Origin of the sequence: Gardnerella sp. DNF01205 (assembly GCF_049244135.1) — a bacterium.
GTDB lineage: Bacteria > Actinomycetota > Actinomycetes > Actinomycetales > Bifidobacteriaceae > Bifidobacterium > Bifidobacterium leopoldii.
The window spans coordinates 1028399-1053419 of the sequence record NZ_CP058378.1; the positions used below are offsets into that span (position 1 = coordinate 1028399).

Genomic DNA, 25021 nt, shown 5'->3' on the forward strand with positions numbered 1-25021 from the left:
AAATAAAATTATAGCAAAAATATAATTGAAGCGTATGTTATAAGCAAACCTATGCCGAGCGTAATACTTATGAAAGAATCAAAGCCAACTGAGCGAACTTTCCAAGGACTACGCTGACGCATAATTAAGCGCATAACTCCTAGAAGTACAGCCGTCACAGAAATAACAACTGTGGCGGCTTTTACATATCCTATAAATGCCAATAATGCGCAAAGTGCAATAATAATTGCTACAATCCATTCAGCATAAGGCTTACCCTCACGTTTTTCCGACACGTACGGATGCTCCGTTTTAGCACTTCTAGTCTGATGCTCACTATCTGTCATACTTGTATCATACCTGCTCCGCGATAAGAAAACATGAGTTGTTTTAGGCACTAACACAAAGATGCAGCGCTTGAAGTACACAAACGCTGCATCCATAATATTGATTAATTTATTTGTCTATGAATCTTAGCTAAAGCAATTTTAGTGGAAGAAGTGACGAGTACCGGTAGTGTACATCGTTACACCAGCTTTGCGCGCAGCTTCGAACACTTCTTCGTCGCGAATAGAGCCACCAGGCTGCACGATTGCGCGAACGCCCGCTTCAATCAAAATTTGCGGACCGTCAGCAAATGGGAAGAAAGCATCCGAAGCCGCAACAGCTCCGCGAGCACGTTCAGCACCATCAGCCAAAGTATTCGCACGCTCAACAGCCAAATGGCATGAATCCACGCGATTAACCTGCCCCATTCCAATGCCAACAGTAGCATTGTCGTGCGCAAGTAGAATTGCGTTAGACTTTACACAACGAAGCGAACGCCACGCGAATTGCAAGTCGCGCAAAGTGTCAGCATCAGCAGGATCTCCAGAAACAAGCGTCCAGTTTTCAGGATTATCACCAACTGCATCAATCTTATCTGCAGACTGAACTAAAGCACCACCGTCAATAGGATGAACTTGCAAATCTAAGACTGGCGGAGTTGCAACCTTCAAAATGCGAAGATTCTTTTTCTTAGTGCGAAGCAATTCCAAAGCTTCAGGCTCATAGTCTGGAGCCACAATAACCTCTGTGAAAATTGGGCGCACACTTTCTGCCATTTCCAAAGTCACAGTAGTGTTTGCAGCAATCACGCCACCGTAAGCACTTACAGGATCGCAAGCATGAGCTTTTTCGTGCGCTTCTACTGCAGTCGTGCCTATTGCCAAGCCGCAAGGATTATTATGCTTGCAAACAGCAACCGCAATTTGTGGAGCAAAATCCCAAACTGCACGCCAAGCAGCATCCGCATCCACATAATTGTTGTAGCTCATAGGTTTTCCGCCAAGAAGCTCAGCCTGAGCCAAACCACCCTTATGCAAAGGATCTAAATACAATCCTGCTTGCTGATGGGGATTCTCACCATATCGAAGCGTATGCTCTAAATTCCAAGTGCGCGTGTAGTTTGCAGGAAGCTTCACAGCTTCAGCATTTTGATTATCTTCTTCATCATTTGTGTTCAAACTTTCAGGCTTCTGCCATGCTTTACTTGTCCACTCAGATATAGAAGCATCGTAAGCTGCTGTATGAGCAAATGCTTTACCAGCCAAATATTCGCGCTCTTGCAAATTAAAGCCTTCACCTGAAACGATTCTATTAGCTAAAAGCTGGTAATCTGCAGGATCTGTAATAACAGCAACAGACTTATGATTCTTTGCTGCAGCACGAATCATAGAAGGTCCACCAATATCAATTTTCTCAATAATTGCGTCACTATCAGCACCGCTCATTACAGTGTCTACGAATGGATACAAATTAACTACTACGGCATCAAACGGCTTTATGTTTAACTTTTCAAGTTGCTTTACATGATCAGCATTACTCATATCTGCAAGAATTCCAGCGTGAATATGCGGATCTAAAGTCTTCACCCTTCCATCAAGACTTTCTGGGAAACCAGTAACGTCAGAAACTTCAGTAACACAAACACCAAGTTCCGCCAATTTAGCAGCAGTAGAGCCGGTTGAAACTACTTCAGTATCAGCCTTTCTAAATGCTTCAGCTAATATTTCAAGTCCCTCTTTATGAAAAACTGAAACAAGAACTCTACGAATTTGCTTTTCACCTGTGGTTATCAGCACATTTGCGTTTGATTCTTTGCTCTGTGTCTGTTGCACGGCGGCCTTCCTTCCCAAAATAGTAGTGAGGAATTATTTTCTTTTAGCCTTCGATGAAACCGTCCTAGGAGCAGCTTTTTTCAAAGGCAAAGGTTGATTCTTTTTATTACTAGTCTTATTTTCGATTAATTCTGCAGATTTTACAGGTTTATTCGACTTACTAGCAGCAATAAGATTAAAGCAATATCGCGCGCCACAAATAAGTAGGATACTAAAAATCGAAATAACCCATGCTACAGCAGAAGCGTATAGAGTAAGATGACCAACAGCCCTAGTACTTTCAATAATGTCAACTCCAATATAAGAAAGTCGACATTCACCCAATGAACCATTTGCTATTGAGAAAACAACAGTCCACATAATTGTAATTAAAGCGGATACACCTACACTATCAGTTGCAGCTTCTACAGCATTCAACATAAAAGACTCACGCTCGGTTTTGTCAATAATATTTTTTAAACGCAAGCCACAGCCGCTTTTATGCAATAAAGTTATAAGCATTACAATAAAGCAGAAAATTGGAACTATGGAGTAAAAAACAGTGCGATGCATAACATCAACAACAGCATCAGGAAATATTCCAAAAACCGGAATAGGGGGCAAAGATTTACGCTGAGAAACTGTTAAAGTAAATTGTGCAACAGATCCAATATTAAATCCAGATCCACAAATCCAAGATAATGCCCAAATAGCAATATTCGGCAGCCAAACTAAGCAAGCAATAGTTGTAAGAATACGAGAACCATTTTGCATGCCTAATTTATTGAAATATGAATTAACATAGCCAAAATTTATGCAAGCCCAAACTACAACAGTTATTAACGCAACGAAAGCGTATAAACCAAATAAAATTACTGCTGTACGCTTAGTAATACGAATATTTTTTTGAATATACTCAGGGCACATTTGCTTGTAGCGCTGCTTTAACGACATAAACAATGAGCTGCTTGGAAAAACCGCTATAAGCAAAGAAATTAAATAAATACAAGAAGATTTACAAGCAACAATAAAAGTAGAATCCAGTAAAGTAACATGCGTATTTTGAGAAAGTATCGCATTAATAACAGCCCAGACTACAAGCCCAGTAAAATATGCTATATCTCCACCTCGAATACGGCGAATTAAACATACAAGTGTTGCAATAAGTAGAAAAGTAAGACCTAAAGGAATAATCGTAAGAATGCAATTGCCAAAAGTAAGACCTACGCCTTGAGCAAACATAAACACAGCCCAAGTCATAGACATTGCAGATTCAGAAAGATTGCCTGCTCCCTCTTCGATAGAAACCACAAGAAGTGTGAGAGATAGGAAAAGACCTATTGTAAGAGAAAAAATAAAAATAACAATAATAGGAGTTATTACACCTTTAGACATGTTTATTAAGAATGACTTAAGTTTCTCAACCATGCCTTTTCCTTTCAATTCTTTTAGGTGCAAAACCAATATATTGCTTTAAATAGGATATTACTTTAATAATAAGCGATAATAATAAACTTTTAAGCTGGCATAGTAATTAAACTACTGCAAGGATAATCGCATAACTCACTCATTCCACTAATACCTGTAAGTTCAATAACAAAACTAAAACCTGCAACTATTCCTTGAGCGCGCTTGACAATATTTGCAGCAGCTTTTGCAGTGCCTCCAGTTGCAATAAGATCGTCAACAATAAGCACACGTTGACCTGGCTTAATAGCGTCGTTTTCAATTTCAATACTTGCCTGACCATACTCAAGCATGTACGACTCAGTAATAACTGGAGGAGGTAGCTTACCAGCTTTACGAATAGCAAGAAAACCTTTGCCTAACCGAGATGCCAACAATGGTCCAAAAAGAAAACCTCGAGCTTCAAGCCCAGCAATCAAATCAATTGAATCAGCCGGTACAGGCAATGCATCAATCAAAGAATCAATAAGAATTCGCGAAGAGCGAGCATTTGAAAATATAGGAAGAAAATCACGAAATATAATACTAGGATTTGGGAATCCTGGAACGGTACGAATCAAAGAAGCAAGATAAGCGGCGTCATCGTTACTTACTGTTTTCAACGTTTTCACTGTAATATCCGTTGCTGTCATAATTCTAACGTTCTTTTCTTCACAAGACTTGTTATTGGAATATGGAAAGAATGTCACATATTCGCATGATGTGTGAGACATGCGCTGACTCACACATCACGACTTAAGTATTAAATTATAAATTTATGAAATAAAAGTTATTACTTTTCAGATTCTGCAGATTCTGATACTGGCTTGTTATCTTCGTTTACAGACTTATTTGCATCATCCTGCTTAGCTTCTTCTGCTTGTGCAGCTTCTGCCTCTTCATCGCTAATAAACGCTGGACGCACATACAATCTGTTTACAGCGCGGAAAGATACTCGCATCAAGCTACCTTCTGAATCGATAACAATCTCTTCATACTGCGTATCTACGCTTACAATCTTGCCGATAATGCCGCCAATTGTAATAATTTCAGTGCCTGGCTCCAAAGATTCATGGAAGGAACGCATTTCAGCTTGACGCTTCTTAGCATTGCGAGTCTGGAACATCATCATGCAAACCATTGCTACAACGAGAATAATAAGCATGCCATACTGCTGGAAAAATTGAGGCAAAGTAAACTCCTTAAGTATCCAACCCTAAGACGGTCGAAATGCCGTCCAAGTCAATTATTTTAAGCTAGCTCACTGACATTACTAGGCTCTTTAAAGCCCAAATGTTTCCAAGCTTTACTAGTTGCAACACGACCTTTAGGAGTGCGAATTAAGAATCCTTCACGCACTAAATATGGTTCACATACTGTTTCAACAGTTTCAGCTTCTTCACCAACCATTGCAGCTAAATTATTAAGACCAACCGGTCCACCGTTAAACTGACAAACCATAGCCTTCAAAACTGCAATATCAAGTCGATCAAGACCTTGCGTATCAATCTGGTATAAAGCTAACGCTTCAACAACAGCTTCATGATTTACTTCTGACAAATCATGCACAATAGCCCAATCTCTGACACGCCTCAACAAACGATTCGCTATACGAGGAGTGCCACGAGAGCGCAATGATAGCTCTTTAGCAGCTTGATCAACAAGACGAATCCCTAAGACTTTAGCAGATCGTTCAATAAGTTTTTCAAGCTCTTCGTGAGGATAAAAATCAAGATGAGCAGTAAAACCAAAACGAGCACGCAATGGAGAAGGCAACATTCCTTCCCTAGTGGTAGCTCCCACTACGGTAAAACGAGGAAGAGTTAACGGTATTGATGAGGCGCCAGGACCTTTACCCACCATAACGTCAACGCGAAAATCTTCCATAGCAATATAAAGCAACTCTTCTGCAGCACGAGGCAAACGATGAATTTCGTCAATAAACAACACTTCACCTGCATCAAGCGCGCTTAGTATAGAAGCTAAATCTCCAGCATGCTGGATAGCAGGACCTGAAGTAATTCGAATAGGAACTTGCAATTCATTAGCAACAATCATTGCTAATGTAGTTTTTCCCAATCCAGGAGGGCCTGCCAATAACATATGGTCAGGCGCAACATCACGCTTTTTAGCAGCATCTAAAAACAGTTGCAATTGCGCTTTTAAAACTGGTTGACCAATAAAACCTTCTAATGCGTGAGGACGAAGCTCCTCATCACTGAGTTGCTCATTTCCTAAAGGAGTTGAAGAAACCATGCGTAAGGATTCTTCAGCAACACCAGTATTTAGCGCAGAAGCATACTTTTCACTCACTTCAACTCCCCCAATACTAGATTCTTTACAAACATGATTACCTACCTCTATCAAGTGAAGCTAATGCCATTCGTAAGACATTAGGCAAATCTGCATCAGATATAGGAGTTGAAATATTATTCTCTGCACAGACTTGCTCAACTGCTCTTTGAGCGTCAACTTGTCTCCAACCCAATGAAATAAGACCCTCTATGACGCATTGCACGCTAGAATCAACAATCTGCTTATTAGATTGAGTAGAATCATTAGAACTATCTGCCAGTATTGAAGGATCAAGAGAACCCTTCAATTCCAAAATAATCTTCTGCGCACCCTTTTTCCCTAAACCAGGCGCAGAAGAAAGAGAAGTTACATCTCCCTCAGAAATAGCTTGTAAAAGACGATCAACATTCAAAGTTGAAAGCATAGAAAGAGCAACTTTAGGACCAATTCCACTAACTTTTTGCACTTGCAAAAACATTCGTTTAGCAGCTTGAGTTGTAAAACCATAAAGAGTTAAAGCATCTTGCGAAACTTGAAGCGACGTATAAACGCGAACTTCCTGCCCTTCATGCAAAGAAGACAAATCTTGAGAAGGCATATAAGTCTCGTAGCCAACTCCAGAAACAACAATAAGAGCAGAACGAGCATCAATTGACGCAACTTGCCCAACAAGCATTCCAATCATAAGCTCACTCCTACTTAACAAAAACTCATAACTTAAAGCACATAAAGTCAAATACAATTATAATAGAACATCTGTTCTATTAATATCCTACATGTCTCGAACGACAGAAGAAGATTTACGCGCCTGAGCTTGAGCTAAAGCCCATTGTTTCTGTGCAGCAGTTAGATGCTGCTCGCGCTCGCCACCTTGCAAAGCACCAGAAGGACGAAGAGCATGACAAATAGCTTGAGCTAAAGCGTCGGCAGCATCAGCAGGAGTAGGCAAAACATTAAGACCAAGTAATCGCGCTACCATGCGCTCTACTTGAGGTTTTTGAGCTTTTCCGTTTCCAGCTACAGCAAGTTTAACTTCAGTAGGAGTGTGTAAAGCAACAGGAATATTGCGCTGAGCTGCAGCAAGCATTGCGATACCAGCAACCTGTGCAGTGCCAAGAACAGTATTTCGATTTTCTTGCGCAAAAACACGTTCAATAGACACAGTATCAGGCGAAAAACGCTCAATTTTTTCAACTAATCCGTTATAAATCTTTAAAAGTCGCAAATCTTGCGAAAGATCAGGCTCAGACCTCAACACATCGACGTGAATAAAAGAAAGCCGACGCGAGACGCCGGCTTCAATCACGCCGACCCCGCAGCGAGTAAGCCCGGGGTCAACGCCCAAAATCATCATAGGAGACTATTCATCTTCCTCAAGCTGAGCCATAACCTCATCTGAAGCGGTCCAGTTGCTGTAAATATTCTGAACATCGTCCAAGTCATCGAGATTATCGATTAAGCGAGAAACCTTTTGAGCATCTTCGAAGCTTAATTCAACCTCATTGTTTGGATGCATAATGATATCTGCAGAATCATAGTCGAAACCAGCTTCCTGCAAAGCCTTACGCACAGTTACCAAATCACTGGAATTGGTGTAAACAGAATAAACATCGCCATCATCAGCAACATCTTCAGCTCCAGCTTCAGCTGCAACTTCGAAAAGCTTATCGTAGTCAACGCCTTCGGATGGAACCTCAATCAAACCTTTACGTTCGAAGTTGAAGCTCACGGAACCGCTTGTTGCCAAAGAACCGTTGCCCTTAGTAAGAGTTGAACGCACATCAGCAGCAGCACGATTACGGTTATCAGTAAGGCATTCAATAATCAATCCAACACCTGCAGGAGCGTAACCTTCGTAAACGATCTCTTCATAGTTTGCGCCGCCAGCTTCTTCACCAGAACCACGCTTTACAGCGCGCTTGATGTTGTCAGCAGGCATGGAAGCCTTCTTGGCTTTAACGATGGCATCGTACAGCGTAGGGTTACCATCAGGATCGCCACCACCCAAACGTGCAGCAATTTCAATGTTCTTAATAAGCTTGGCAAAAAGCTTGCCACGCTTTGCGTCGATAGCGGCCTTCTTGTGCTTTGTAGTCGCCCACTTGGAATGACCTGACATGATACTCCTAAAACGTACAGTTAATCAAACGAAACGATTTTATTGCGCTTTCGCGACAAATTTTATTTATCTTTTATATCAAGCCCATGCTTTACTTCAAAAATACGCTGGAAAACTGTAATAATACCGCCAACAGCAAGCAGAATCATAGCAAAACTCAACCAAAAAAGTTGATTTGTAAAACCAACAAGCCCCATAGCAACAAGAATCACGGCAACTCTATCTGCACGAGTTATTAAACCTTTTTTAGGATCTACATTTATTGACTGACCGCGAGCGCGAGTGTATGAAGTTACGAAAGCTGCCATAAGAGCAACCAAACAGCTTAATAATCCTACATACTTTATTGCATTGCCATTCAAAGTTGAAATCCAAGTGCACATATTTTTTTCGTGAGCTTCATACAAACAAATGCATACAGAGGAAAATAATGACCAGTCTGCAATGCGATCGAGAGTTGAGTCAAGAAATGCACCAAATTTTGTGCCGCCTGTTGTCAAAGCAGCAACAGAACCATCTAAACTGTCTGCAAGCACAAAAATAGTTAAAAATATAGTGCCAACAACAAACTGTTTAGTAAAAGCAGTAACAAAAGCAATAATAACTACAGCTATTGTGCCGACAATTGTTACACAGTTAGCACTTATGCCTAATCGGACTAGCAATTTTGCAATTGGAGAAATAGTGCGCTTAAACCCACTGCGTAATGATTCCAACATTGAATGCAACCTTCCTAGCGTAATCAAGCAAATAAAACTTGGGTTCAATAAACAATCCCATATTAGTCAATCGGCTGTAATACACACAAAAGCCCACACAACTTTAAGAAGTGTGGGCTTTTGCTTATTTCGTTTATTTATTGCAATTTAGTTTTCAAGCGAAACTGTGCTGCTTAAGTAACGTTATTTAAGTTACATAACTTAAATAGCTTATGCTACTTAGTGTAGCGCTCAAAATCTTCTGCAGTATTGACCTGAACGCGCTGCTTAATGATGGACAAAATCCACTCTTTAGCTTGCGAAACAGGAACGCCATTCAATTGGCTGCCATCGCGGAAGCGGAAGCTCACAGCATTGTTGTTCACATCCTCTTCGCCAGCAATCAAAGTGAAAGGCACTTTAGACTTAGAAGCGTTACGAATCTTCTTGCCGAAGCGATCGTCAGAGTTGTCCATTTCGCAACGAACCATATTCTCTTCCAAATCGCTAATCAACTTTTGCAAGTGTGGAGCGAACTCATCTGCAACAGGAACGCCAGTCACCTGGACTGGAGCCAACCATGCTGGGAATGCGCCTGCATAGTGCTCAAGCAAAATAGCGAAGAAACGCTCAATAGAGCCAAAGAGTGCGCGGTGAATCATCACAGGACGCTGGTGGCTACCGTCAGCCGCAATGTATTCCAACTTAAAGCGCTCAGGCAAGTTGAAGTCGAGCTGAATAGTAGAAACCTGCCAAGTGCGGCCGATTGCATCGCGAGCTTGCACGGAAATCTTCGGGCCGTAGAATGCAGCTCCACCTGGATCGTCCACGAGTTCCAAACCAGACTCTTTAGCAACCTCTGCCAAAGTATTAGTTGCTTCTTCCCAAATCTCGTCGGAACCAACGAACTTGTGCTCATCCTTAGTGGAAAGCTCCAAGTAGAAGTCGTTCAAACCGAAGTCTTTAAGAAGACCAAGCACAAAGTTAAGCAAGCTCTTCAACTCATCGCGCATTTGCTCGCGAGTGCAGTAAATATGCGAATCATCCTGAGTCAAGCCACGAACACGAGTTAACCCATGCACAACGCCAGACTTTTCGTAGCGATACACAGTACCAAACTCAAACAAGCGCAAAGGAAGCTCGCGATAAGAACGCTGGCGAGACTTGAAGATCAAGTTATGCATTGGGCAGTTCATTGGCTTCAAGTAGTAGTCAGCACCTTGGCGAGTTACGTTACCGTTTTCGTCGCGCTCTTCGTCAAGCTTCATTGGAGGATACATGCCATCCTTGTACCACTGCAAGTGGCCGGAAGTCTCATACAAGCCGCCCTTAGTAATGTGCGGAGTTTGTACGAAGCTGTAGTGATGCTTGCGATGCTGTTCGCGGGAATAATCTTCCATTGCGTTAATAATTGCAGCACCTTTTGGATGGAACACTGCTAAGCCTGGACCAATCTCATCTGGGAATGAGAACAAATCCATCTCTTGACCGAGCTTACGATGATCGCGCTTAGCAGCTTCTTCCATGCGAGTTGTATAAGCTTTAAGCTCTTCCTTGCTAGGCCAAGCAGTTCCGTAAATGCGCTGAAGCATAGGATTATGCTCCGAGCCACGCCAGTAAGCTGCAGCAACACGCTCAAGCTTAAAAGCCTTAATATAGCGAGTGTTTGGCAAATGAGGTCCACGGCACAAATCGCTCCAAACTTTATTGCCTTCGCGATCCAAATTGTCGTACATGCTAAGCTCATGCTTGCTAATTTCGCCAGCAGCAGCCGGATCAAGAGCAGCTTCCTTATCCCCAATCAACTCCAACTTATAAGGTTGATTTGCTTCTTCAGCGCGCGCTTCATCTTCAGTTACAACGCGACGACGGAAGCTTTGAGACTCTTTAATAATGCGCTGCATATGCTTTTCGATTTGCTTCAAATCGTCTGGCGTAAATGGAGTATCAACATCGAAATCATAGTAGAAGCCGTCTTTAATTACAGGACCTACGCCCAACTTTGCGTCTGGTCGAATTTCTTGAACAGCTTGAGCCATCACGTGAGTAGCGGAATGACGCATGATTGCGATGCCATCTTCACTATCAAGGGCTACTGATTCCACGGTATCGCCGTCATGAAGAGGCGTGTACAAATCACGCAACTCGCCATTTAAACGCACGGCAATAATATTCTTATCTTCCGCGAAAAGTTGGGCGCCAGTGAAGCTTGCATCCACCTCCTTGCGTTCCTCGTTTACGGTGATGGAGATGGTATTTTCAGCCATAATTGTCCTTTTCTATCGGGGTCTTGCGTTACTAATGTGCAGACCTGGACTTGTGTGGCGTCGATAAACTTACGCGATTAAAACATAAATAAAACGCGCAAAAAACGACGTCAATCGCGCGCATTTTTCACGCGCAATTCGTTGATATTCTAGGACAACAGAGCGACTTTTAAGGAACTTTTGCTAAATAGCGTTTTCGGCTACTTTTTCTCGCCTTGCATGCAATCTTGATGAAAAATCATTAATTTTTATAAAAATGCTTTCACTAATCTTGACTATTAAGAAGAAAGCTCCAGCTACGATAGCAATAGTGCCGCCGGCAGAAAGTTTCAGTATTACAGCCAAAGCTAGTCCAATTAAAGCAATCGAAACAGCAGTAATTACGCATGCAAGCACGAATTTATTTATAGAAGCAATTCTTCCCTTTAATGCTGCAGCAGGAGCAGCAATAAGAGATACTGAAACAACTGTACCAACTGCTGGAATAATAACGGAAACAGTAATAATAATCAAAGCAAGAACCATGCCCTGTATAAAACCTGATCTTCCGCCTGCAGCACGGTAATTAATAGGGTCAAACGAGCAATGCACAAGATTAGCAGAATTAAAAACCCATAATCCCAAAACAAGTAAGAAAGCAACAGAGGCTGAAATCACGTCTGCAGGAGTGCAATTAAGCAATGATCCAGTTAAAAATCCCTCAATACGCAATGGCAATGGAGCAAACCACTTATTTAAAAAGTATCCACTAGCAAAGCCGACAGTTAAAGTAATGCCAGCTGCAGCTTGCGAAGAAATGCCTTTAAGATGCGAAAGTGCATACATTACTAAGGAAAGTACAACGCACGCAACAGCAGCACCAACAAAAAGCCCAAGCGACAAAATATTTTGATCTATTGTATAAGCAGAAGTTAAAACTACACCTAATACTGCTCCAGGAAATGCAGCATGAGTAATAGATTCAGTAAAGAATATTCGCTGATTAAGAAGAGCAAGAGAGCCAACAAAACCGCATAGAGCACCTACAACAATTGCTTCAACTATAGGTAGAGCGATAATTTGCCAAATACTTACCATCTATGCCCTACCTTTATAAGATTTTGCTAAAACTTGCATATCGCTATCGCTTGTATGAGTTTTATGCGCAAAAACTATAGATGAAATAACTTGGAACAGCCAGCGCACAACAAGCACAACTACGAACATTGCACACATGCTTAATGCAATTGCTGCTTGAGGAGAAATAGGATGATCAAGCTCCAAATTCATAACGTACATACCAAGAACAACTCCAGCAATACCAACAAAAATACCAACTGCAACCATGCGCCCAACTGTTCTAGACACTAAACGAGCACTAGCTCCTGGAATAATAAGGTATCCGATCACAAGAAGAACGCCAACAGCTGAAGATGCAGAAACAACAACCGCAGCAATACCAACGTTAAGAACAATATCTACAAAAAGAGTATGCACTCCCATTAATGGAGCACTTGCTCGATCGAAAGCAACAATAATCTGCTGTTTCCAAGTTGCCAAAAGCACAATAATTGCAAACAAGCAAATCCACATTGCTTGAGTCATTCGCTCATCAGTGACATCAAGCAGCCTACCAAACATCAACGCTTCGAGCTGACCTGACATATCACCTTTTTTTAGTGAAATTACTACACCAAGAGCAAAGAAAGTAGTTAAAACAGTTGCGATAATCGATTCATTTATGCGAGCTGAACGAGAAGCCCACACTAACGCAGCAACTAAAAATACTGAACAAATTGCAGCACCAGGAATAATTTGATCTATGCCACCGTACAAAGCGCCTACAACAATTCCAGGAAATATGCCATGCACAATAGCTTCCGCATTAAATTCAGCACATCTCAAGTTCACGAATACACCAACGATTCCGCTAGCTATAGACAGAACTATAAGTAAGCAGAACGGGCGAAAAATATAAGGAGCAGAAGCAATAAAATCAAAACCTGGAATTGGTTCCAGAGCTTCTCTTAATGACTCAACTAATTGGGCAAGCATTGAAAATCAGCCTTCCGCAATTTCCGAAAAAGTAAGACCTGCAGAAGCAGCAGGCATGCTTCCACCATATGCGCGAGTAATATTTTCTTTAGTCATTACTTCTTTAAGCGCACCAAAAGCAATCTGCTTGCCAGCTAAAAGTAGCGCTTTTTCACAAATAGCATCTGCAATAACTAAATCATGCGTAGACACAACAAAAGCAATACCTTCTTGCTTTGCTGATTTCATAATATTAAGAAGTTCTCGGCGATTCGGTTCATCAAGACCATTAAAAGGTTCGTCGAGCAAAATAAGCGTTGGCTTTGCAACAATAGCGCGCGCAAGAAGAATGCGTTGGCGCTGACCGCCAGAAAGGTCACCAAATCGCACATCTGCACGATTTAATAAACCAACATGATTAAGAGCATCCTCAACAGCTTTTTTCTGATCTTTTTTAAGCAATCCAAGAAAACCTGTCTGTCTACTTAAGCCCATTGCAACAACTTGCCGTGCAGTAATAGGGAATGTTAAATCCAAATCAACCTGCTGTGGCACATATCCAATAGACAAAGCCTTAGGCATTTTCAGTTCACCGCGACTTACGCGCACGATACCAATAATAGCCTGCAAAAACGTTGTTTTTCCAGAACCATTTGGACCTATTAAAGCCAAAGCTTCCCCGGCTTGCACACTGCCATTAATACCAGTCACTACAGTTTTATAACCGTATGCCAGGTCGCAATTTTTCATTGCAAGGACGCTCTTATTCACTATATTTCCAGTCTTTTCAGTTTATTAATAAGTATTCGTAACAGTAACTTCCTGCTTTCGCTATTAAACTTTCGCTATTAAAGTTACTGTTACGATACTATTATTTTTACTGTTATTTATATGTCACTTCTTCAATGCAGTCTTAACTGAATCTGGAAGTTCAGGAACATTACCATTCCAAGCTTTCACCAATGTTTCAACATTGTGAACAATGGAACCGATGTAAGTTTCTCCGGCAGATCCGACTGGTCCAAGCGAATCTCCATAAAGTGCGTCGTCGCCAATAACAGCCTTTACTCCTGCTGCTGCAGCAACAGCCTTGATAGACTTGGAATTGTTAGAATTCTCAGCAAAAATCGCAACAGCTCCGGACTTCTTGACATCTTCTGCAGCTTTCTGAATATGATCTGCAGTAGCATCCTGCTGGCTGTTGAAATCAGAAAGTGCTGCACCAATGAACTTCACATTGTAGTCACGAGAGAAGTAGCCAAAGGCATCGTGAGAAGTGAAAAGAACACGATGCTTTTGTGGCACACTATTCAAAGCTTTAGTTGCCCAAGCATCCAAATCAGTCAAAGACTTAACGAACTTTTCAACATGCTCATCGAAAACAGACTTGCTCTTAGGAAGAGCTTTTCCAAGGAAATAACCGATATTCTTAACCTGAATCATCGTGTTCTTCGTGCTGGTCCAAATATGTGGATCGTACTGGAATTCAGGCTCCTTCTCGCCTTCTTCTGGAGGGAATGGCCACTTTTCAGCATGCACCTTAGCGATACCGCGATCAACCTTGTATGGAAGATCCTTTTCCTTAGCAATCTCAGCCTTTGAATCCTTGATTTCATCAGCAGTGAGAATACCGGAAGTTACACCCATTGTGCCCTTAAAACCAGTAGCTTTCACAGCTTGATCCAAGAAGTGCTCGAGATCTACACCAGAAACGAGCATCAAATCAGCCTTAGAAAGAGCTTTAGATTGAGCTGGAGTCATTTCATGCTCATGAGCAGAAGCATTTGGCGCAAGCAAGCAGGTCAAATTAATTGTTGACTTTGCTTTGTCTTGAGGAGCTCCGATTACAGACTTCTTGCCCTGAGAATCAGTCTTATTGAGGCTCAATCCAGATTTTGCGTCAGCAGTTGAAGCGATTTGAGTTACGTAATCGCAAATTTGAGTTGTAGTTGCCACTACATTTACTTGATTGCCCTTCGCCTTATTTTCGGCATTTTTTGCAGAGCCGCAAGCACCCATAGAAGTTGCTAATAATGCAACCGCAGCTGCAGTTGCGAAAATTCGTGAAGTTTTCACACTCGTTCCTTTCGGGAATCTTTAACTGTTATTGCATGGGTTGATTGTGAGAGGTACTCATGAAAGCTATTCATGAAAAAAATAATCATTCGCAATAACGCTTATAGCATAAGAAAAATATGCGTGACGGTCAATAAAAAATGTGAAAAAATATAATTATTTTTGCAAAAATGCGTTTCGCGACTTTTCCATCTGTTATAATGCAAAATTTCAAAAAAGACCGTGCTACTTTCTGCTTTATCTTGCATTAAAAAACGTTAATATACCAACGAAAAAATAAATGTGATTATAACATTTGAACAAATTTATTAATCAGGCATTTTTGTTTATTTTTTACGCAAAACTAGTAGCGACACGCCGTAACACTCACGACACGCAGAATAACAAAAAAATTACAAATATTTTCAAAATGTTTACAAATTGTAACAATACATAAGTTTAGACAATAATACACATGTTTAGCCAACTCTGCATGTGCTTAACAGCAATTACACTTAATACTATGTTTGGCAATACAGATGGTATGAATTACATTGCAAAACCCGACAGTTCACGCACTGACGATAAAAACTCTGCAACTAATGAAATATCAGTAGATATTCATCTTGCTTCCACACCATTGCGCACGCCTCACGCAAGCGATAATAAATATTCAAGAGGTGTTCTAGGCGTAATTACCGGTTCAAACGACTATCCCGGAGCAGCAGTGTTAAGTACAAGCGCTGCAATACATGCAAATATTGGAATGGTTCGTTATTCAGGTCCTCTTCGCGCACAAAACTTAGTATTGCAAGCATCGCCTGAGGTAGTAGCATCTGAACAATTAAACGGAAAAATAGACGCAATAACAGTTGGATGCGGCATACCAGACGAAAGCCATTGCAACGACGAAACTGCTTTATCTCAAAGAAAATACATTGCTAGCATACTTGCAAAATACTCCAACGAAAACGACAACAAAAACGAAAACGATAACGCTGAAACGCAATTAAATAACAATCTTCCGCCAATATGCGTAGATGCTGGAGCATTAGACTTACTACCAAAACAAGTTTGCGAAAAAGTAGTTCTCACACCTCATGCAAGAGAATTAAGCTCGCTTTTTACTAGATACGATTTAGAAGTAAGCGCACAACAAATATCTAGCAACCCAACACACTACGCTCAAAAAGCAGCCGATCTTACTGGAGCAACTGTGTTAGTTAAAGGCGCAACAACAGCAGTTGCTTCACCATCATCGCTGCACTCTCCTATTTATATTGCACAATACGCTCCATCTTGGCTAGCAACTGCAGGCTCAGGAGATGTGCTAGCAGGAATTTTAGGAGCATTGCTAGCACAGTACGAAAAAGATAACGAAAACAACAACGCAAATAACAAAAATTACGCACTTATTGCAGCGAGCGCAGCTGTAATCCACGGAATTTGCGCAGTATTTGCATCACGCAGTAGCGGAGGAAACAATTACACTCAACTAGTGCAAGACATAGTGAAATCAAAGCATGCTTTAACTTTGGAACATCCAATTGTGGCAAGCGACATTATAAATGCATTACCGCATGTTCTTGGGATTCTTATTAATATAAAGTAGCGCGCAGAATAATATCAATAGCGTGCAAAATTAACGCATGAAACAAAATACGCAAATGTAAAATAACGTATGAAACAAAATAGAAGGAGTAGAAACAAATGACTAACGCACAAAATATTGAAATCCATGACGTTATGTTTGACTATTGCAAAGTTCTACTCGAATGGAATTGCCGAAACTGTTTGCAAAAGCAATTCCCGAATTTAGTTGATACTATTTGCCCTAATGGAAGCTTTGGAAAGAACGATTTAGCCGGGTTCTATGAATTTGAGGACCGCATGGATGGCGGCGAGCTTTTGAAAGATCTTATGCCTGAATACGAACATCGCTTTGGAAGCGAACTTGCTGAAGCTTTCCGTTGGTATTGTGCTCATTATGACCAAGTTTTGACGCGCATGATGCCTGGAATGGTTGATTTATTGCATGATCTGCGTAAAGCTGGATACGGCGTGTGGGGCTTAACGAATTGGTCTAAAGAAACTTTCCCACTTGCTTTACGTAAATTCCCAGAACTTTCTACTCTTTTACAAGGAACTATTATTTCCGGCGTTGAGCATTTGCATAAGCCAGAACCGGAAATTTTTGAACTTGCTATAAGTAGATTTGGATTGAATCCGCAAACAACTGTTTTCTTCGACGACAAGCCAGCAAATATTGATGGAGCTCATAGAGTTGGCATGTATGGCTTTGTCTTTACAACTGCAGAGCAAGCGCGTAAAGATTTAGCTTCAGTAGGAGTAAATCTTTAATAATATTGCTTAAATATTTAGCTTATATTACTAAGATCATGTATGAGACTATGGTTATGTGAAACTATGGTTATGGCAACTAAAAATTAAGTTATGCCTATACCTTTTGCTAGATTCGTTAGCGGTTCATTTATGTGATTTTTGATGATTATCGTAACTTTTAGCTCACGAAAGAAGCTCGTATGACTTTGCTACAACTGAAATATATTGTAAAAATCGTTGACTGCGGTTCAATGAACGAAGCAGCACGAGCACTATATATTTCACAACCAGCATTGAGCTCTTCTGTAAAAGAGCTTGAAAGAGAACTTAACATTGAAATTTTCACTAGGTCCACTCAAGGAATTGCATTAACAGCTGATGGAGCGGAATTTTTGACGTACGCTCGACAAGTAATTGAGCAGGCAGATCTTCTTGAAGAACGATACAAAAGTACGAAGCCTCGCCCACAATTATGCAGCGTTGCAACACAACACTATATGTTTGCCGTTGAAGCATTCGTCGATATGATTCGCAGTATTCATTCTGATGAATACGAGTTTTCAATTCGCGAGACACGCACAAAAAATATTATTAAGCAAGTAAGCGATATGCGCGCAGACCTTGGAATTCTTTATCTTTCTGACTACAACAAGGATGTAATCGGCAAGCTGCTTCGTGAAAAACATTTGGAGTTCCACCCGCTTTTCCGTGCAAAATTGCATGTTTTTCTTTCTAGAAACAATCCGCTTGCAGTGCGAAAAAGCTTGAGCTTGGAAGATTTAAAACCGTACCCGTTTATTCAATACGAACAGGGAGAAGAAGGAAGTTTCTTCTTCGCAGAAGAGGCTGTTTGGCCTACTCGCCCACCGAAAAAAATCAACGTTTCTGACCGCGCTACCATTTTAAACTTTATTATTGGGTTGAATGGTTATACTGTTTGCACTGGAATAGATAACGGCGATTTAAACAATGAAAAAATCGTCACTATTCCGCTTGAATGTGATGACACTATGCTTGTTGGCTGGATTACCAACGAGCGCACGAAGCTTTCAAGAGCTTCACTCGCTTATCTTACGCAACTTAAATCTGTGCTTGTAAGACATGGCTACGCGCTTATAGATTCACAAAATTAACGCAAGCCAAAAACTACGCATAATAAAAGTTGTCCACATTTCTTTAATCGAATTGACGCTCACTTTTTCCATTCATAAAATCGCTATTAATTTGTTGCAGAGAAAAAGGAGGTGCGCGATGGGTATTATTAACGTAGCGGCAAAAATATTGGAAATTATGGGGCCAATGACAACTATGAAGCTGCAAAAGCTTGTGTATTATTCTCAAGCGCACAGCTTAGCTACAACTGGATTGTCGCTATTTCCGGAAGATTTTGAAGCTTGGACGAACGGTCCAGTTTCATTGGAATTATTTAACAGGCATCGAGGAAGATTCACAATTCGCAAAGAGGAACTACTGATTTCTCTTCCAGAAAGATGCGCAACTTTAGAATATGAGCAGGTGAAGATTATAGAGGAAGTGTGCGCAAAACTTGGAAATCTTACAGGAAATCAGCTCAGCGAAAGAACACATAAAGAAGATCCGTGGATTCGCGCGAGAATCGGCGTATCTGCAAATCAAGGCAGCGAGGAAATAATTTCCAAGAAGTCAATGCGAGATTACTACATTAAGCATCCTATTGTGTAAATGCGCGAATGTCCGAAGAGCGCCAACTAGAGACCGTAACGCAGTATGCGCTCGCGCGCTTTGGCCGAGCTTGAAATCAACAGGATTTCAAGCTCTTTCAAAGCGTGATTTGGCTCAATTGTGAAGCACGGTGTGCTTCACATGCCAAATCAGCCGAACGGCTACCAATAGCCGTGAGGAATAAGCGCTCGCTTACGAAACTCGCGTTGGAAGTCCACTGGACTTCCAACTTAAGCGAGTTTCCGCTCCGAGTTGCTTTCGCGCGCTACGCTCCAAGCGCGAAAGCAGTTCGGAGCGCACACAAATAACTAAGGCGAGCACGTTGTTATTAGCAAGTGCCCGCCTTAATTATTAAAAACATTCTTATTTTATAAGTACATCTAAATCGCAGTGCCGTGCTCGTCAAGGCGCGGATTCTGCCTAGAATTACTAAAGCTAAAGAACAAGCCAAACACGCCTAATGCAAACAAAACAGAAACTACCACAACAAGCACAATAGGCTGATTAGGAAGCCACATAATCACCAAGAAAGCAAGCGCTGAAAGCAAAATCACAGCCCAGGAAAACACTCCAACAACTTTACGAACAACATTCCAAGTATCATCGCCAACCTGAGATCGCTTAACATTGCGAGCCAATCTCTCCTCCTCAGCTGTCACGTTAGACGTTGGCTTCCAAGGACCAGTTCCCCTCTCTTGAAGTCTTCTAGAGCGTTCTTGTAAATTGTATTCGTCAATCATGCCTCCGCGAGCGCGACCTTTTGTTTCATCATATTGAGAAGGAATCCCTTTGCGGCTCTGCCTTTCCTTCGCGCGACGCTCTTTGCGGTTTGCCATGATTGTTCCTTTCTACATTGAATTTTCTTATATCAAGCATTTATGACACAATACGCACTATTTTAGCACGGTCATACCTTCTTCACACGCGTCGACAATTCTTTCTATTAATAAATCGTTGAGCAGCCTACCTTTGCGTGTTGCGATAATGCGATTTTCGTGCAACACTGCCAAATCTTCCTTACACACTTCGCGTAACACTTTTTGCAAATGCGAATCATCGAACACCTTATTAGTTTCGCGCATTTTTTCGCACAATTGCGAAATATCAAGCCCTTCTTTAATGCGAAGCCCAAGCATTACCTCTTCAATAAGCGCGTCTTCAGCATTTATACACTCGTAGTTTTGCCACGGCACATTTCCAAGATTTATAGCATGCGCCCATCGTTTTGGGTGCAAAATATCCCATGCGCGCAAGTTGTAAAACTCGTTTGAATCAGCTAAAGAAGCGTCATCATCCATGCTTTGTTTACTGATGTGATTTGCAGCATTGTAGTGCGAATGCGCTCCAGGACCAATTCCAGCCCAATCAATATTTCGCCAGTAGCCAAGATTATGACGAGACTCAAAACCAGGATGCGCCCAATTAGAAATCTCGTACCATTGTAATCCAGCAGAGTTAAAAAGTTCGTCTGCCAACTCGTATTTTGCGGCTTCATCATCATCATTTGGCGCTTGAATAGTGCCAGCAGCGATTTGACGGCCCATTTTTGTACGCGGCTCTACCGTTAGCGCGTATGCAGAAATATGGTTAACGCCTAGACTTAAAGCCATTTCTACCGACTTTCGCCAATCGTCTAAACTCTCCCCCGGAGCTCCATAAATCAAGTCAACGCTTGAACGCAAGCCACATGCGTTTGCTGCGTTTACACCGCGAGTTACATTTTCTGGAGTATGAGTACGGTCAAGAGTTTTAAGAACATGCGGAACAGCCGATTGCATTCCAAAAGATATTCGAGTAAATCCACCTTCTGCAAGCGTCTCAATATACTTTTCATCTGCAGTATCCGGATTTGCTTCAGTAGTTATTTCCGCTCCAGTTTTCAATCCCCACAAGTTACGTATTTCTTGCAAAATTCGCACTAAGTCGCGCGCTTTAAGAACTGTTGGAGTGCCGCCGCCGAAGAAAACAGATTGCGCTTTAGGCTCGAAAATCCCGTGATATTCCTGCCATTTTTTTACGAGTTGCATTTCACGAATCGCAACATCCGCGTACCCTTCGCGACTTGCTCCCTCTCCTAAATCGCGAGCAGTATACGTATTAAAATCGCAATAACCGCAACGACGCAAACAAAACGGCACATGCACGTACACTTCAAAAGGCATACTTTTAGTTTGCATAGCTGATTTATTTAATTCAGCATCCAACTCTAAACTCATCCCTCGGACTTTTGTGCTGCACGAATCTTATCTTTAGTATCGCGATCGTTTGCGCTCTCGTCTGTAGCTAATGCAGCAACAAACGCTTCTTGAGGAACTTCAACATGGCCGAGCATCTTCATACGCTTCTTACCAGCCTTCTGCTTTTCGAGAAGCTTACGTTTACGCGTAATATCGCCGCCGTAGCATTTAGCGAGCACGTCTTTTCGAAGTGCGCTAATAGTTTCGCGAGCAATAATTCTAGAGCCGATTGCAGCTTGAATTGGGATCTCAAATTGCTGGCGAGGAATAAGTCCACGAAGCTTCTTCGTCATCATAACGCCGTAAGAATAAGCCTTATCGCGGTGCACAATTGCGCTAAAAGCGTCAACCTTATCTCCCTGAATAAGAATATCAACCTTCACAAGATCCGCAGACTGCTCGCCGTCTTCATGGTAGTCGAGAGAAGCGTAGCCTTTTGTGCGACTTTTAAGCTGATCGAAGAAGTCAAAAACGATTTCTGCAAGAGGAATCCTGTAATGCATCTCCACGCGGTCGGCACTAATATATTCCATTGTGCCCATTTCTCCGCGATGTTCCTGACACAAATCCATTACAGCACCAATAAATTCTTTCGGCGTAATAATATCGGCAGCAACCATTGGTTCAATAATGCGCTTAATCTTGCCTTCTGGAAACTCGCTAGGATTCGTTACATGATGCTCTTTACCATCTTCGCTAGTAACGTCATAAGTTACGTTAGGAGCAGTGGAAATAAGATCCAAGCCAAACTCGCGGCTTAAACGCTCGGAAACAATCTCCATATGAAGAAGACCTAAGAATCCGCAACGGAAACCAAAGCCCAACGCAACAGACGTTTCTGGCTCGTAAATAAGAGCAGCATCGTTAAGTTTTAGCTTGTCGAGAGCATCTCGAAGATCCGGGAATTGCGCGTTATCAATCGGGAAAAGACCTGCGTAAACCATAGGTTTAGGATCGCGATAACCATCCAAAGGCTCAGATGCAGGATTTATAGCGCTAGTAATGGTGTCGCCGACTTTAGATTGACTCACGTCTTTTGCGCCTGTAATTACATAGCCTACTTCTCCGGCTCCAAGCGCCTTAGTTGGAGTCATATCTGGGCTAATAACACCGATTTCAATAGGATCGTGCGTCATGCCGATTCCCATCATATGCAACTTTTCGCGCGACTTAAGTTCGCCATCAACCATACGAATATAGGTGACGATTCCGCGATACGAATCGTATACTGAATCAAAAATAAGAGCGCGAGCAGGAGCATCAGGATTTCCGCTTGGGGCTGGAACTTCCAGCACAATTTGATCAAGTAAGTCTTTAACACCTTCGCCGGTTTTACCAGAAACGCGCAACACGTCCTCCGGCTTGCAACCAATTAAACCAGCTATTTCTTCAGCATGCTTATCTGGTTCAGCGCTAGGCAAATCGATTTTGTTAAGAACAGGAATAATCGTTAAATTATGGTCGATTGCCATATAAAGATTAGAAAGAGTTTGCGCTTCAATTCCTTGGGTTGCATCTACCAACAGCACCGCACCTTCGCATGCTGCCAGCGCGCGCGAAACTTCGTAAGTAAAATCGACGTGTCCAGGAGTATCAATCATGCCGAGAGAATACTCTTTGCCTTCAAAAGTCCAAGGAACGCGAACAGCCTGCGATTTAATAGTAATACCGCGCTCTTGCTCAATATCCATGCGATCCAAGAAACGGTCTCGCATTTCACGCTCTGGCACAATTCCTGAAAGTTGTAAAATGCGATCTGCTACAGTGGACTTGCCATGATCTATATGCGCAATAATGCAGAAATTGCGTATCAACGATTGATCCGTAAATCCTGGCTGGTTATGCGGTGTAATCAAAGCAAGCATCTCCTTATTAAATACGCGGATAGTATTAAATTGCGTAAGCTACGCAAGTAATTAATCTTACCAACTCTACTACCCTATTTTATAATATAAATCAATATTTTTAGCACTTATTGAGTTTTGACAATACAAAATAACGCTACGCAAAAAACTAATAGCTTATTTGACTTAATATTCGTCGTTATCAGTTAAGTAAGTATTCACGTGGTAGAGATTTGAGATTTTTCGCACTGAGCGCGGACGCTCGCGCGGGTAACGCGCTTGCTACGAAACTCGCGTTGGAAGTCCACTGGACTTCCAACCTGAGCGAGTTTCCGCTCCGAGTTGCCTTCGCGCGCTACGCTTTAAGCGCTTCGGCAGGTCGTCGCGCAGAGCCGTAGGCTGCTGATTCGCCAAGCGAAGAAGAAAAATCGAAAAATCTCTGCGATTAACACGGTTATTAAAGATTAAACACGCAGAGTTTGGGGGATTTCTCTACGAGCACTAAAAGAGGACTGAGAAGCTACATTCTTTAAAGAAAGACGAACACACTAAGCTCTTTTAGCAGCCAGAGCGCACGAAGGACGGGACGTGCGAGGAGAGAAATCCCCCAAAACTCGCGCCACATTGAGGAGGAAATCCCAAAACGAACAATAGAAACGAATAACGTTATCTAATAAGCATGATACACTTACTATTTGTATGTCCTTATATAGCAAACGTCGTTTGGAGTAACAGTGGCAAACATTAAGTCGCAGAAAAAGCGTGTTCTCACTAACGAGAAAGCACATAAGCGTAACGTAGCAGTAAAGTCTGCTTTGAAGACCGCTATTCGTGCTACTCGTGAAGCCATCACCGCTGGTGATAAGGCTGCAGCGCAGGCCGCTTTCGCAGTAGCCGCTAAGAAGCTTGACAAGGCTGCAGGTCGTGGCGTGATTCATAAGAATCAGGCTGCAAACCGCAAGTCTGGTCTTGCTGTAGCGATTAACGCTCTGTGAAGTTTGTGCAGATAACTGCATAACACAGCATGTAAGGAAAATCCCCAGTACCAATCGGTGCTGGGGATTATTTTTATCATCGTATGCAATATTAGCGGTGACGACGATTATTAATACGACGAATACGAGGACGTCTAACCTTAATAGGTTCCGTGCGGTTCATTGCTCCAAATAAAGTTAAATCTAGTTTCACAGACAACAAGCGCATTGCAACAACAAGAACAACAATAAGAACATCAAGCAATATTTCAACAGTTAAACCAAAGTAACCTGCATGCTTTGCTTTTACAACAAAAACAGTTAATACACATCCAAGAGCAGCAGGTAAAGCATACCAATGCTTATCTCGCACAATAACAGGAACTTGGTTCAAAATCATGTCGCGAATCAAACCGCCTCCCAAAGCAGTTGCCATTCCTAAAAATACTGAAGCCATACCAGACATGTGGAAATCCAAACCTTTTGCTGTGCCATTCACAGCAAACAGACCCAACGCCAAGGCATCAAGCGTAAGCATAAGCCAACGCCATTTATCAATCTCAGGGTGAGCAACAGCCACAATAACGCCAGAAAGCAGACCTGTAATAACAAAACCACGATCAGCAATACCAACAGGCGGCAATGCTCCAAGCAACACATCACGAACAATACCGCCACCCAATGCAGTTATCCAAGACGTAGTAATAATCGCAAAAACATCATAATTCTTACGAATAGCCCACATGCCGCCAACCATGCCACAACATCCCATAGCAACATACTCAACTATAAGAAAAAAGACGTTATCCCCTAACGCACCTTCCAAAGCATTTCCCTTCAAATAAATTCACCAAAACACTACGTGTATAACAAACAAACGCGTTGTACTCTATACGATATCTAAATATATAG

24 protein-coding genes are annotated in these 25021 nt (G+C 41.8%); 5 read left to right on the forward strand and 19 right to left on the reverse strand.

Annotation, left to right across the window (positions count from 1 at the left end; translation table 11 throughout):
* Positions 1–8 precede the first annotated feature (8 nt).
* The 15 genes from HXT47_RS04320 to HXT47_RS04390 all read right to left on the reverse strand — a co-directional run bounded on the left by HXT47_RS04320 (position 9) and on the right by HXT47_RS04390 (position 15031).
* On the reverse strand, positions 9–326 hold the full coding sequence (locus HXT47_RS04320) for a hypothetical protein (RefSeq protein WP_004574306.1): 318 nt from the start codon (positions 324–326) through the stop codon (positions 9–11).
* 141 nt (positions 327–467) lie between these two features.
* Entirely contained in the window at positions 468–2138 is a 1671-nt protein-coding gene (purH, locus tag HXT47_RS04325) for a bifunctional phosphoribosylaminoimidazolecarboxamide formyltransferase/IMP cyclohydrolase (protein ID WP_174191565.1), read from the reverse strand.
* A gap of 33 nt (positions 2139–2171) precedes the next feature.
* Positions 2172–3545 (reverse strand): DUF6350 family protein, encoded by a 1374-nt coding sequence (locus tag HXT47_RS04330; RefSeq protein ID WP_117008755.1) that lies wholly within the window; start codon positions 3543–3545, stop codon positions 2172–2174.
* An 89-nt stretch (positions 3546–3634) separates the two neighbouring features.
* A complete protein-coding gene (locus HXT47_RS04335; protein ID WP_004574311.1) occupies positions 3635–4216 on the reverse strand; it encodes an adenine phosphoribosyltransferase in 582 nt (193 codons plus the stop codon).
* A gap of 140 nt (positions 4217–4356) precedes the next feature.
* Entirely contained in the window at positions 4357–4755 is a 399-nt protein-coding gene (gene yajC / locus HXT47_RS04340) for a preprotein translocase subunit YajC (RefSeq protein ID WP_004574313.1), read from the reverse strand.
* A 59-nt stretch (positions 4756–4814) separates the two neighbouring features.
* On the reverse strand, positions 4815–5819 hold the full coding sequence (gene ruvB, locus HXT47_RS04345) for a Holliday junction branch migration DNA helicase RuvB (RefSeq protein ID WP_217428681.1): 1005 nt from the start codon (positions 5817–5819) through the stop codon (positions 4815–4817).
* 94 nt (positions 5820–5913) lie between these two features.
* Positions 5914–6543 carry a Holliday junction branch migration protein RuvA gene (gene ruvA, locus HXT47_RS04350; protein WP_004106548.1) on the reverse strand — a complete coding sequence of 210 codons (630 nt, stop codon included), beginning with the start codon at positions 6541–6543 and terminating at the stop codon, positions 5914–5916.
* Positions 6544–6630: 87 nt separating this feature from the next.
* On the reverse strand, positions 6631–7212 hold the full coding sequence (gene ruvC / locus HXT47_RS04355) for a crossover junction endodeoxyribonuclease RuvC (RefSeq protein ID WP_004106546.1): 582 nt from the start codon (positions 7210–7212) through the stop codon (positions 6631–6633).
* 6 nt (positions 7213–7218) lie between these two features.
* Positions 7219–7977: a YebC/PmpR family DNA-binding transcriptional regulator gene (locus HXT47_RS04360; RefSeq protein WP_004106544.1), complete on the reverse strand. Its 759-nt coding sequence runs from the start codon at positions 7975–7977 to the stop codon at positions 7219–7221.
* A 62-nt stretch (positions 7978–8039) separates the two neighbouring features.
* Entirely contained in the window at positions 8040–8696 is a 657-nt protein-coding gene (locus HXT47_RS04365) for a CDP-alcohol phosphatidyltransferase family protein (protein ID WP_004574317.1), read from the reverse strand.
* A gap of 215 nt (positions 8697–8911) precedes the next feature.
* Positions 8912–10942 (reverse strand): threonine--tRNA ligase, encoded by a 2031-nt coding sequence (thrS, locus tag HXT47_RS04370; protein WP_004574318.1) that lies wholly within the window; start codon positions 10940–10942, stop codon positions 8912–8914.
* Between the two features lie 183 nt (positions 10943–11125).
* Entirely contained in the window at positions 11126–12019 is an 894-nt protein-coding gene (locus HXT47_RS04375; RefSeq protein ID WP_004574320.1) for a metal ABC transporter permease, read from the reverse strand.
* A complete protein-coding gene (locus HXT47_RS04380) occupies positions 12020–12976 on the reverse strand; it encodes a metal ABC transporter permease (protein WP_004574321.1) in 957 nt (318 codons plus the stop codon).
* 6 nt (positions 12977–12982) lie between these two features.
* On the reverse strand, positions 12983–13705 hold the full coding sequence (locus HXT47_RS04385; protein ID WP_004574322.1) for a metal ABC transporter ATP-binding protein: 723 nt from the start codon (positions 13703–13705) through the stop codon (positions 12983–12985).
* Positions 13706–13849: 144 nt separating this feature from the next.
* A complete protein-coding gene (locus HXT47_RS04390) occupies positions 13850–15031 on the reverse strand; it encodes a metal ABC transporter substrate-binding protein (protein WP_116442741.1) in 1182 nt (393 codons plus the stop codon).
* Positions 15032–15503: 472 nt separating this feature from the next.
* Here HXT47_RS04390 and HXT47_RS04395 point away from each other — a divergent pair, with 472 nt between their 5' ends.
* From HXT47_RS04395 to HXT47_RS04410, 4 genes are all read left to right on the forward strand, one after another.
* Positions 15504–16622 (forward strand): NAD(P)H-hydrate dehydratase, encoded by a 1119-nt coding sequence (locus tag HXT47_RS04395; protein WP_174164373.1) that lies wholly within the window; start codon positions 15504–15506, stop codon positions 16620–16622.
* A 98-nt stretch (positions 16623–16720) separates the two neighbouring features.
* Entirely contained in the window at positions 16721–17371 is a 651-nt protein-coding gene (locus tag HXT47_RS04400; RefSeq protein ID WP_174163872.1) for an HAD-IA family hydrolase, read from the forward strand.
* Between the two features lie 182 nt (positions 17372–17553).
* Positions 17554–18486: a LysR family transcriptional regulator gene (locus tag HXT47_RS04405; RefSeq protein WP_101886060.1), complete on the forward strand. Its 933-nt coding sequence runs from the start codon at positions 17554–17556 to the stop codon at positions 18484–18486.
* A 118-nt stretch (positions 18487–18604) separates the two neighbouring features.
* Entirely contained in the window at positions 18605–19054 is a 450-nt protein-coding gene (locus HXT47_RS04410; RefSeq protein WP_174163868.1) for a type II toxin-antitoxin system antitoxin SocA domain-containing protein, read from the forward strand.
* Between the two features lie 380 nt (positions 19055–19434).
* Here the strand turns inward: HXT47_RS04410 and HXT47_RS04415 are convergent, their stop codons facing one another.
* The 3 genes from HXT47_RS04415 to lepA are packed head-to-tail and all read right to left on the reverse strand — an operon-like array spanning position 19435 to position 23147.
* Positions 19435–19890, reverse strand: a complete 456-nt coding sequence (locus tag HXT47_RS04415; RefSeq protein ID WP_004106523.1) for a hypothetical protein — start codon at positions 19888–19890, stop codon at positions 19435–19437.
* Between the two features lie 57 nt (positions 19891–19947).
* The gene (gene hemW / locus HXT47_RS04420) at positions 19948–21270 is read right to left on the reverse strand and encodes a radical SAM family heme chaperone HemW (RefSeq protein ID WP_174163865.1); all 1323 of its coding nucleotides are present in this window, start codon (positions 21268–21270) and stop codon (positions 19948–19950) included.
* Entirely contained in the window at positions 21267–23147 is a 1881-nt protein-coding gene (gene lepA / locus HXT47_RS04425; RefSeq protein WP_032842496.1) for a translation elongation factor 4, read from the reverse strand. The genes hemW and lepA overlap by 4 nt, the downstream gene beginning before the upstream one ends.
* Before the next feature lie 722 nt (positions 23148–23869).
* Here lepA and rpsT point away from each other — a divergent pair.
* Positions 23870–24130 carry a 30S ribosomal protein S20 gene (rpsT, locus tag HXT47_RS04430; RefSeq protein WP_004106518.1) on the forward strand — a complete coding sequence of 87 codons (261 nt, stop codon included), beginning with the start codon at positions 23870–23872 and terminating at the stop codon, positions 24128–24130.
* Between the two features lie 91 nt (positions 24131–24221).
* Here the strand turns inward: rpsT and HXT47_RS04435 are convergent, their stop codons facing one another.
* Positions 24222–24935, reverse strand: coding sequence for a trimeric intracellular cation channel family protein (locus HXT47_RS04435; protein WP_032842495.1), 714 nt, complete (start codon positions 24933–24935; stop codon positions 24222–24224).
* Positions 24936–25021: the final 86 nt, after the last annotated feature.

Coding starts and splice junctions, on each gene's coding strand:
- HXT47_RS04320 (WP_004574306.1), bottom strand. CDS start 326: ATGACAGATAGTGAGCATCAGACTAGAAGTGCTAAAACGGAGCATCCG.
- HXT47_RS04330 (WP_117008755.1), bottom strand. CDS start 3,545: ATGGTTGAGAAACTTAAGTCATTCTTAATAAACATGTCTAAAGGTGTA.
- HXT47_RS04335 (WP_004574311.1), bottom strand. CDS start 4,216: ATGACAGCAACGGATATTACAGTGAAAACGTTGAAAACAGTAAGTAAC.
- ruvB (WP_217428681.1), bottom strand. CDS start 5,819: ATGGTTTCTTCAACTCCTTTAGGAAATGAGCAACTCAGTGATGAGGAG.
- ruvA (WP_004106548.1), bottom strand. CDS start 6,543: ATGATTGGAATGCTTGTTGGGCAAGTTGCGTCAATTGATGCTCGTTCT.
- ruvC (WP_004106546.1), bottom strand. CDS start 7,212: ATGATGATTTTGGGCGTTGACCCCGGGCTTACTCGCTGCGGGGTCGGC.
- HXT47_RS04360 (WP_004106544.1), bottom strand. CDS start 7,977: ATGTCAGGTCATTCCAAGTGGGCGACTACAAAGCACAAGAAGGCCGCT.
- HXT47_RS04365 (WP_004574317.1), bottom strand. CDS start 8,696: ATGTTGGAATCATTACGCAGTGGGTTTAAGCGCACTATTTCTCCAATT.
- thrS (WP_004574318.1), bottom strand. CDS start 10,942: ATGGCTGAAAATACCATCTCCATCACCGTAAACGAGGAACGCAAGGAG.
- HXT47_RS04375 (WP_004574320.1), bottom strand. CDS start 12,019: ATGGTAAGTATTTGGCAAATTATCGCTCTACCTATAGTTGAAGCAATT.
- HXT47_RS04380 (WP_004574321.1), bottom strand. CDS start 12,976: ATGCTTGCCCAATTAGTTGAGTCATTAAGAGAAGCTCTGGAACCAATT.
- HXT47_RS04385 (WP_004574322.1), bottom strand. CDS start 13,705: ATGAAAAATTGCGACCTGGCATACGGTTATAAAACTGTAGTGACTGGT.
- HXT47_RS04395 (WP_174164373.1), top strand. CDS start 15,504: ATGTGCTTAACAGCAATTACACTTAATACTATGTTTGGCAATACAGAT.
- HXT47_RS04400 (WP_174163872.1), top strand. CDS start 16,721: ATGACTAACGCACAAAATATTGAAATCCATGACGTTATGTTTGACTAT.
- HXT47_RS04405 (WP_101886060.1), top strand. CDS start 17,554: ATGACTTTGCTACAACTGAAATATATTGTAAAAATCGTTGACTGCGGT.
- HXT47_RS04410 (WP_174163868.1), top strand. CDS start 18,605: ATGGGTATTATTAACGTAGCGGCAAAAATATTGGAAATTATGGGGCCA.
- HXT47_RS04415 (WP_004106523.1), bottom strand. CDS start 19,890: ATGGCAAACCGCAAAGAGCGTCGCGCGAAGGAAAGGCAGAGCCGCAAA.
- hemW (WP_174163865.1), bottom strand. CDS start 21,270: ATGAGTTTAGAGTTGGATGCTGAATTAAATAAATCAGCTATGCAAACT.